Genomic DNA, 9,618 nt, shown 5'->3' on the forward strand with positions numbered 1-9,618 from the left:
TTTAATAAATTATTACTGAAGCTTTTTAAACGTTTTTTTATTTTTTTGTAAAAAACTTTTCTATTTTCCTTGACTTCTTGCTTCAGAAACAAGTGGTTTTCTACCTTTTGATTTTCGTTTAAACGTTTCTAATATTACTTGAGATTCTTCGAAAGGAACAGATAAAAAAGAGAAATTTTCTAATACTTGTATATTTCTGATGTTCTTTTTATTTACTCCTGTTTCTTTCTCAATAAATTCGGCGAGTTTTCTCGGAGATATATCGTCATTATTCCCTAGTGCTACAAACAATCTCTTTTTTTTAAGAGCAGAGCTTCTATCAACCTTTTTGATTTCTTCATATTTTTTTGTATCCAAATTATCTTTAAGAAAATACTTTAAAATGCCTGAAATTATTATTTCTGACGTTTCTTGAGTTTCTTCTAAAATTCTTTGAGCTAATACTTTATAGATATTTTCTACATTTTCACATGAAGCGATCAGTTCATCTATAATTTTTTCAATTTTAGCATTAATAATTTCTGAGGTATCTGGAATTTCTTCTTCTTTTATGTCAGAACCCACAGCATTACGTATATATAAGAATTTTCTAAATTCTCTGGGAGTGACAAAAGTTATTGCAGTCCCATCATTTCCAGCTCTTGCTGTTCTTCCAATACGATGTACATAGTTTTCTGGGTTTTGGGGAAGTGAATAATTAATCACGTATTTTAGGTTGTCTATATCGATTCCGCGTGCTGCAACATCTGTAGCAATTAGTATTTTTGTTTTCTTGTCCTTGAACTTGTTCAAAATTCTTTCTCTTTGAAATTGCGAAACATCGCCGTTTAAAACTTCCACGTCGTAACCTTTTTCTCGTAATTTACTCGCGACTTCTTCTGATTGCACTTTTGTGTTTGTGAAAACCAGCCCATAAAAGTCATCATCTAGATCAATTAATCTAATAAGGAGATTAATTTTATCTCTTTCCTCAACTTTATAGTAGACTTGTCTAGCATTTTTAACTGTTAAATTTTCTTTACTATCTTTGATTGTAGAAATTATTTCAAATTCTCCCATATATTTTTTTGCTAATGAAATAATTCGTGGAGGAATTGTTGCCGAAAACATAAGTACTTTTTTCTTTTCATTAGTTTTTGAAATAATAAACTCAACATCTTCTATGAAGCCCATGTCTAACATTTCATCAGCTTCATCTATAATTAAATATTCGATATTACTGATGTCTAAAATTCCTCTGTTTATATGGTCAATAATACGACCTGGGGTACCAACTACAATATCAACATGTTTTTTTAAAGTTTTAATTTGTTGGTTAATTGAAACTCCACCATATATGGGAGTGACCTTAAGTTTTTTATTTCCTTTTAGGGAATTTAGTTCTTCACATATTTGAAGGGCTAGTTCTCTAGTAGGGGTTAATACAAGTGCCTGAACATGATCAATTCTCTCTTTGAGTTTTTCAATCATAGGTATACCAAAAGCTGCTGTTTTTCCGGTTCCTGTTTGGGCCTGTCCGATTACATTGCTTTTACCTGATAAAAGAAAGGGAATTACCATTTTTTGAATGGGGGTTGGTTCTTTGTACCCTTTGTTCAAGATTGCGTGTAATGTCGATTCGGAAAGGCCCATGTTTTGGAATGTTTCCATACTCCGTAACTCCTTTTAGTTCATAAATTGAGAATGGGCCTTTAACAAACTTCTCCAACACATTATAACACAATTTTTCTTTATTAGGAATTACGTGTTTATAAAAACTTTTTTACATATTGATGTAAAGTTATTTTGTTTAGCAACGGCCATGAAAAATTTATCAGGGGAAATTCATCAATTCGTGGTATAATTTGTTTGAAGATGGTTTTTACTAAATGTGAGGTGAACTTTTTATGAAAGGTTTTTTAGAAATTTTTTTCCCTTTTGCTTTAATTATCGTTCTTTTAGGATTTTCATTCAGTAAAGCTCCAAAAACTTCCCACAAGCCATCGGATCTTTCCACCCAAATTCCTTCTTTTTCTGAAGATGAAGAAAATCTTTTTGAAGTCACTTTTATAATTGTCTCGGTTCCAGATAATACACCAGAAAATGCGACAATTTATATGATGGGCAATTTTAACAATTGGTTAGTTGGAGATGAAACTTATAGATTTGAAAGGATGGAAGATGGTACTTACCAGTTAATAGTTAAAATGCCTCCAAACACTGAAATATTATATAAATATAACTTGGGATATTATGATTTCATTGAGAAAGATTATTCTGGAAATGAAAGAGAAAACAGAAAGTATAAATTTGAATATAACAGAGATATAGTACGTGATGAGATAGAAAGTTGGTAGGAGGATGAATAAGACAAATGAAAAAAGCTTACTTGCTAGATTTAAAAAGCGATCATTTTGATGAAGTAGTGGATTTCATCTTTCCTCTCTATGCAGAAAATCCGTTAGATTTTTTGTTTATAGCTCCCTCAGGATTTTATGCCAAACAAGTAGCAGAAAAGGTAGCTTCGAAAACCGATAAAACCATCAATAGAAATGCTTTTATGGTTATAAATCAATATGTTACTGAAATGCTTAAATTTTATGAGCCCGATGCTATCATTTTAGATAGGGATTTTTTGAAAGTTTATTTGGAACATGAAATTATGGATTTGATAGAAAAAGAAAAAAAAGACGAAGAATTTTCTCAGTACTTGAACGTAATAGCTAATTCCCAAAAATCTGTGGAATATTTATTAGATATTTTCGAAAAAAAGTGGGAAATCTCAAGAGTCCAAGATGAGAAAATTGTTTCGAATTCTGAAGAGTATAAAATTCTAAACGATTCGATAGACGTTAATTCTAATTTATATAAATTATATAACAAATTAGAAAAAAGTTTAGAAGACATTCTCTCCACTAAATTTGATATGTCTATTAAATACCAAAGAAATTATGATCCTGTGAGTGTTTATAAATGGTTCTATGAAATATTTCCTGAAATCCTAAAAAATGAAGGAAAAAGATATTTAGGAAAAAATGTTATAATTTCTGGCTTTTTTGATATATCACCCATTGTAAAAAAAACGTTTAAGGTACTTTTTAAACTTTTTGAAGAAGTACATTTTATAACTTGGATTGATATTCAAGATAGAGCTTTTGAATCTGTTAGAAATATACACACTTTTCTCAAAGAAGAAGATTTCATTTTCGATAAAAAGTGTAGTAAAAAGAATTTGAAAGAAGTCTATGAAAACACAAAAATAAACTTTTTCCCTGTGCATAATGAAATTTCTGAGATTGAGTATGTTTCTAAAGATATAAAAAGAAAGTTAATTAATGAATCTCTTTCTCCTAATGATTTTGGAATTGTTGTTCCAAATATTTCATCAGCAAAGTTGTTATCAGATTATTTAGATGAGATAAAAATTCCAAATAGATTGAAAAATGACATACCCTTAGCCGAAAGTCAGATGGTACTTATTTTACTTCAACCAATTAAAACATTAGTGAAAGGCTGCGAAGTTGAAGACTTATTGGCGATGGTAGAGGGTGGATATGGTGACAGAACCGAATTAACAATAGAACAGATTGAATATTATTTAAAAAAGTTTAATTTATTTTATGATATTCATAAATCTTCTCTGAAGCAAAGAAGAGCAAAATGGATGAATGCAATAGAATTCGAAATAGACAAGAGAGATTCCCTGGTGAATTGCACCGAAGAAACAGAAAGAATACAATTAGAGCGAGATGAAATATTAGAATTAAAAAAATGCTTTGAAAATGTTTTTAATTTATTATTAATGATTGAAGAAATTATTAAAGCTAAAAAAAGCTTTACGATTTCAGATTATAGAGAATTAGTCATTAAATGGATAGAAAATGGTAACATAGATTTTAAAATTATAGAAAAGTATTCTGGTGTAAACTTAATTGAAAGTGAAATAAATGCCGTTAAGACTTTTGAAGCATTATTATTAAAGGTCGAAAAAAGTTTAGAAAAGATTATCAAAGAAGATCAAAAAATAAGTCTAGACAAGTTTTATAAGATTATTTCTTCCCTTATTCAAGTAGATACTTTTAGAGAAACAGAAAGGTATGCAAATTGTGTGGAAATAATGAGTATCGATGACTCTAGGTTTGTAGAAAAGAAGTATAAATATTTTATCCATTTTACAGAGGATAATTATCCATCTATAAAAGTTAATCCTTTTCTTACTTCAATGGATAGTGCTAGTATTCCGATGGCAAAATTATCGGAAAAAATAAGTAGAAGAAACCTTTTTATTTCTATGATATTTGCGGAAAAAATAATGTTTACATATGCAAAGGCTCAACTAAATGGAGATCCAGTGGTTCCTTCACCCTATGAAAAGGAAATTAGGCAAAGTTTCAAAAACGTTTATTATTCAGAAGAATTTTTATTACAAAAAGGTAATCTACCAAGAGATTCCAGTAATATATTTTCTGAAAACGAAGCAATTATCTATTATCTTATAAATAACAAGAAGGAATTACTTCCTGAACAGTTTTTAGTTACAAGTAAAAGATTTGTTAATCAAATAAAAGACCACTCATGGGATTTACCTAATAAAACAGAATTGGGAAAGTTAAGTCATACAAAGATTTCCACTTATGTAGATTGTCCTTTCAAATACTATCTTAGCTATGTTATTCATTTAAAAGGGGATAAAAAATTCGAAAAATTTTTTGAAGGGCTTATAAAACATAGGACTTTGAAGGAACTATTTGATGTAAATGGGGAAAAAATAGATTATCAAATGATGTCGCAAAAGCGTTTAAATGAAGATGAATTAAGAGATGAAATTAAATCAATCTTGGAATATGTTTGGGATGATTATGTAGATGATTTTCTCTATTCATATCAAGCAATAAAAGAAGTAAATATTGAAGAATTTGTTGAAGATTTGTATGTTACAATTGAAACACTTTTAGACGATTATATTTATATTGATAAGAATAAAACACTTACCTTCAGTGAAGTGCTAGAAACGGAAGTAAAAGTGAAAACTAATATAGATATAGGAATATTCGAAAATACAGAATTAGAAACTCGAATCGATAGAATAGACCTTCTAAATGGTAACTACATGTACCTTTTAGATGAATTTGACAATGAATTACTTCCTGGTACTTATTCAATAGTTGATTATAAAAACTCAAAAAGTTTCCAAAGCGAACAACTTCTTATTTACTATTTATCCCTAATAAATTCACAAGAATGGAAGAAAAAGTTATCTAATTCTGATGTGTTTCTAAAATTTCACGTGACAAAAAAAGATAACGTTAATAAAAAATTTATAAAGATCCAGAAAGACAAAATTATTTATCGCAAATCAGGGAGAAGTGTTAAATACGTCTCCTTTGATTTTAAAGAATTCGAAGTGTGGTTAGAAAAGATTTTGAAAAGTATCAATCAATCTCAATTTACACCTATTGCTTATAAGAAAAAAGAAATTAAAAGATTTTTTAAAGAAATGCGTGAAAAATACGACTGTGCAGATTCCGAAGAAAGTGACTACAATTGTTTTATTTCTAATTCTTACTGTGAATTTGAAAGCTTATGTAGGTTATTAACCTACAAGGAAAATTTTAGAGTATAATTTAAAAAAATATTGTTTATTTAAATTTATTATGATAAAATAGCAAGGTATTAGTATCTTCATTTTATATAAAATATAAATGTAGTATTATGACAATTAAGTATAATGATTTGGGAGGATACAAAATGGAAAATGTAAAGTTAGAAAATGAATTAACTTTTGAAGATATAATAAAAATCTTCAAAAAGAGATTTTGGTGGTTCTTTCTAACAGTTATAGTGACTGTTCTGATAGCTCTAGTATATCTTTTTACTACTACTCCTATATATGAGGCAAGTACCACATTGAAAGTGGGTTCATCTCAACAAGGTTCTCTTATTGACATATTTGGCTCCCAAATTTCTTCAGGTTCTTCAAAAATATCAACCGAGATAGAACTTATAAAAAGTAGAAGGAACCTAGAAAAAGTAGTTGATAATTTAAGTTTAGTTGAGTATTTTAAAGAAAAATCAGAGAATCCAGAAAAAGTTACAGAAAATGGGGTAATTAAAAGTATAAGTGAGATGATAACTGTTTCTCCCGTAAAAGATACTAACATAGTTAAAATTTCTGTACAAAGTGAGGATCCAGAACTCGCAAGAAGAGTCGCTGACGAACTAGCTGTAGTTTACAACGACTTGTTAAAAAGTTTATCTCAAAATGAATATACTGCAAGAAGGAAATTTATAGAAGAACAAATACCAAAAGCTGAAATTGAGTTAAATGTAGCCCAAGACAATTTGAGAAAGTTTAAGGAAGAAAATAATGTTTTTTTATTAAATGAAGAAGCCAAGGCTATATTACAGTTTTTAGTCTCTTACGACCAGCAAATTAACACTTATCAAGTACAAAAAGAACAGTCAAGAGTAAGAATAGAAGCTATTAATGATTTACTAAAAAATATAGATCAAGAAATTATATCTTCTGAGACTATCTCTATAAATCCTGTTGTCAGTAATTTAAGAAATCAAATAGTTAATATACAAGTTCAATTAGCAGGCATTGAGGGAACAAAATCGGCCAATGATCCAGAAGTATTAAAGTTAAAAGAACAATTATTTCAAGCTCAAGAAATGCTAAAGAAAGAAATAAATACGATAGTAACCTCACAGTTAAAAACTATAAATCCACAATACAGTAGTCTATACTCTCAATTGATAGGAGAACAAGCAAATTTACAAGTAGTTCAAGGTACAATACAAGCGTTAACTTCAATTAGGGATACGTATCAATCAGAATTGGTGAAACTTCCTGCGCTTGAACAAAAACTTATGGATTATGAAAGGGAAGTTAAAGTGAAAGAAAATCTTTATGTGCTTCTACTTGAAAAATTGGAAGAGGCGAAGATTGCCGAAGCGGGAGTTATTGGAACTGCAGATATTATTGATTTAGCGTTTGTTTCGCCAACCCCTGTTAAACCTAACAAAACCTTAACGGTTGCAATAAGTGGAGTTTTAGGTATATTTTTAGGGATACTAGTAGTATTTTTAATAGAATATATGGATAAAAAGCTTAAGGATGATAATGAACTTAAATCAATTGTAAAGGGTGTCCCAATTTTAGGTAGAATTCCTCACTTCGAGATTGATCAAGAGTCTGGAGAACTTCCAGTTCTTAAAGATCCTGTTTCACCAATTTCTGAAGCTTACAAAATGCTTGCGACAAACATTGTCTTTTCCAGTGCGAAAGAACCGAATACCATTTGTTTTTCTAGTGCAGGTCCAAGTGAAGGAAAGACAATCACTGCCGCTAATGTATCAATTTTTTACGCACAGAACGGGAAAAAGACTTTACTCCTGGATGCAGATATGAGAAGGCCACGAGTTGATAGGATTATGAAAATAAAGGATAGAAATTTAGGATTAGTCAACTATTTAATGAAAAGAGTTCCATTAGAAAAAGTTTTATTCAAACCTGTTGAAAGCCTTCCTAACTTTGATGTATTACCTGCAGGTGTTTTACCTCCAAATCCAACGTCTCTTTTAACATCGGATGAATTTATAAAATTATTACACACCCTTAAGGAACGTTATGAAAAGATAATCATAGATTTACCCCCCATTATGGTTGCTCCTGATGCTCAAATTGTGTCAAGATATTCGGATGGGTTAATTTTAGTTACTCGTTACAATAACACTTTAAAACCAACTTTGAAAGCAGCCTATGAAAATATTGTTTCTTCGGAGGTTAAATTGTTAGGGACAGTTATTGTTGATATTGATGAAAAGGCTTCAAATTATTATTACTACTATTACTACTATTATTATTCAGATGATGGTAAGAAAGTTAAAAAGCGAAAAAGAACTGATACTATACGCAAAAATTGAATTACATCCAATTTTAAGGAAACAGTAGAAGGAAGATGAAATGAATGTTTATTGATATACATAACCATCTTCTACCAGGAGTAGATGATGGCGTTAAAAAAGTTGAAGATACAATAAAAGAGCTTAAAAGATACAAAGAGTATGGAGTATCCCATGTTATTTTTACGCCTCATATAAACAATCCTTCTGTTAGTAATAACATTAAAGAAATAAAAAATACTTATATTAAATTAAAAAAACATATAGAAAATGAAACTGGAATAGTTACTTACTTAGCTTCAGAATTATATTTAGTTCCAGAATATAAAGAATTCATTCCTTTCAATGATTCTTTTGTATTGATTGAATTTCCAACACGTGTTTTTCCTGTTTATACATTGGATGCAATATTTAATCTACAATTAGAGGGTTATGAAGTAATACTTGTTCATGTTGAACGTTATAGATGGTTATTTGAAAATAAAAAGCTCATTCAACGAATGAAGGAAATGAACGTCTATTTCCAAGTTAACTTTGAAGGGATTAATACTGAAGAAGGGAAATTTTATTTAGAAAAAAATTTAGTAGACTTTTTAGCAACTGATAATCATGGAACAGACAATAGAAAAGAAGTGGACTTAAGTTTATTTTCAAAGTACTCTAATATTACCAAAAAAGCAATTGAAATATTGGAAATTAAGTCACCTGAGAAACTTTAGGGGTGATTAGGACGAAGTTAGAATTAATGATTAAAGAAGAATTTGAAATATATAAAAATAAAATGTATGATGAATATGCCAAAGTGTTAGCTGAAAATCTGCTGTTGCCTTATCATGAAGCTCTGGCAAGGGCGGAGACACAAATAGATAATATTTGTGGAGATGATGAAAAAAATGTAGGAAAAAATCATGCCTATAATATTATAAACGACGAGAATGAACATGTTGGAAGAATGTGGGTTTTCATCAATAATGATCGAAAAAAAGCCTTTATTTATGATATTAGAATTTTTCCAAAATATTTAAGAAAAGGCTATGCAATGGGAGCTATAAAAGAATTAGAAAAAAAGTTAAAAAATGATAAGGTGAAAAATATAGGATTAAACGTTTTCGCAAGTAATAAAGCTGCTTATAATCTTTATAGAAAAGCAGGTTTTATCGAAACATACATAATTCTTGTTAAAGGATTTGATAATCAGAGAGTTGTTACTCTTCCAAAATACTTAAAAATCCTGCAAGGTTGCTTTGAGAGATTAAATTATCGAGTAGTTGCAATCGAAATGAAAAAGAAGATAAAATAAATAAAAACCTCCTTAAAAGGAGGTTTTTTATTTTAAAACTTTTTAGAATTCAACCCCTGCAAAAATTTTAAATTTGGGTTTGAATGAGTTTTTATAATCTTCTTTGTAACTATCAACTATTGTTGGTTTTGCAAACAATATATCTGCTCCTACTTTCATATCTAGATTTTGTACTTCAAAGGCAGCTCCTGCCCCGCCACCAAATGCTATTGCAGATTTAACTAATTTTTTTTCACCTAAACCAAAAGAATAATTAAATAACCCTTCAACAAATACATCGACTGGAAGTTCAGGTAAGAAAGGATTTAGACCTTGTCTGTAACCAACGTTCAATGTGATATCCATTTGAGTTAATTTGTCTTCCTCATTAGCTCCAACAGGGAAGTAATAATCAAATGCGCCACCTAATACTAAAGCTCCACCTTCAACAA

General features: G+C 29.4%; 7 protein-coding genes. 5 read left to right on the top strand and 2 right to left on the bottom strand.

Annotated features, from left to right (window positions below; genetic code table 11):
- Window positions 1-60: 60 nt before the first annotated feature.
- Window positions 61-1,650 (bottom strand): DEAD/DEAH box helicase, encoded by a 1,590-nt coding sequence (locus tag PKN74_RS03050; RefSeq protein ID WP_472308480.1) that lies wholly within the window; start codon window positions 1,648-1,650, stop codon window positions 61-63.
- Between the two features lie 236 nt (window positions 1,651-1,886).
- Here PKN74_RS03050 and PKN74_RS03055 point away from each other — a divergent pair, with 236 nt between their 5' ends.
- The 5 genes from PKN74_RS03055 (at window position 1,887) to PKN74_RS03075 (ending at window position 9,187) form a co-directional block, all read left to right on the top strand.
- Window positions 1,887-2,336, top strand: coding sequence for an early set domain-containing protein (locus tag PKN74_RS03055; RefSeq protein WP_472308482.1), 450 nt, complete (start codon window positions 1,887-1,889; stop codon window positions 2,334-2,336).
- A 17-nt stretch (window positions 2,337-2,353) separates the two neighbouring features.
- Window positions 2,354-5,602 (top strand): PD-(D/E)XK nuclease family protein, encoded by a 3,249-nt coding sequence (locus PKN74_RS03060; RefSeq protein WP_472308484.1) that lies wholly within the window; start codon window positions 2,354-2,356, stop codon window positions 5,600-5,602.
- Between the two features lie 125 nt (window positions 5,603-5,727).
- A complete protein-coding gene (locus PKN74_RS03065; protein ID WP_472308486.1) occupies window positions 5,728-7,908 on the top strand; it encodes a GumC family protein in 2,181 nt (726 codons plus the stop codon).
- Window positions 7,909-7,952: 44 nt separating this feature from the next.
- The gene (locus tag PKN74_RS03070; protein ID WP_472308488.1) at window positions 7,953-8,606 is read left to right on the top strand and encodes a tyrosine-protein phosphatase; all 654 of its coding nucleotides are present in this window, start codon (window positions 7,953-7,955) and stop codon (window positions 8,604-8,606) included.
- A 26-nt stretch (window positions 8,607-8,632) separates the two neighbouring features.
- Window positions 8,633-9,187, top strand: a complete 555-nt coding sequence (locus tag PKN74_RS03075) for a GNAT family N-acetyltransferase (RefSeq protein ID WP_472308490.1) — start codon at window positions 8,633-8,635, stop codon at window positions 9,185-9,187.
- 42 nt (window positions 9,188-9,229) lie between these two features.
- Here PKN74_RS03075 and PKN74_RS03080 read toward each other — a convergent pair.
- The coding region (locus PKN74_RS03080; RefSeq protein WP_472308492.1) for a hypothetical protein at window positions 9,230-9,618 on the bottom strand (389 nt) is incomplete at its 5' end.

This window comes from Defluviitoga sp. (assembly GCF_035349255.1).
In the GTDB taxonomy this organism is placed as follows: Bacteria; Thermotogota; Thermotogae; order Petrotogales; family Petrotogaceae; genus Defluviitoga.

Coding starts and splice junctions, on each gene's coding strand:
- PKN74_RS03050 (WP_472308480.1), bottom strand. CDS start 1,650: ATGGAAACATTCCAAAACATGGGCCTTTCCGAATCGACATTACACGCA.
- PKN74_RS03055 (WP_472308482.1), top strand. CDS start 1,887: ATGAAAGGTTTTTTAGAAATTTTTTTCCCTTTTGCTTTAATTATCGTT.
- PKN74_RS03060 (WP_472308484.1), top strand. CDS start 2,354: ATGAAAAAAGCTTACTTGCTAGATTTAAAAAGCGATCATTTTGATGAA.
- PKN74_RS03065 (WP_472308486.1), top strand. CDS start 5,728: ATGGAAAATGTAAAGTTAGAAAATGAATTAACTTTTGAAGATATAATA.
- PKN74_RS03070 (WP_472308488.1), top strand. CDS start 7,953: ATGTTTATTGATATACATAACCATCTTCTACCAGGAGTAGATGATGGC.
- PKN74_RS03075 (WP_472308490.1), top strand. CDS start 8,633: ATGATTAAAGAAGAATTTGAAATATATAAAAATAAAATGTATGATGAA.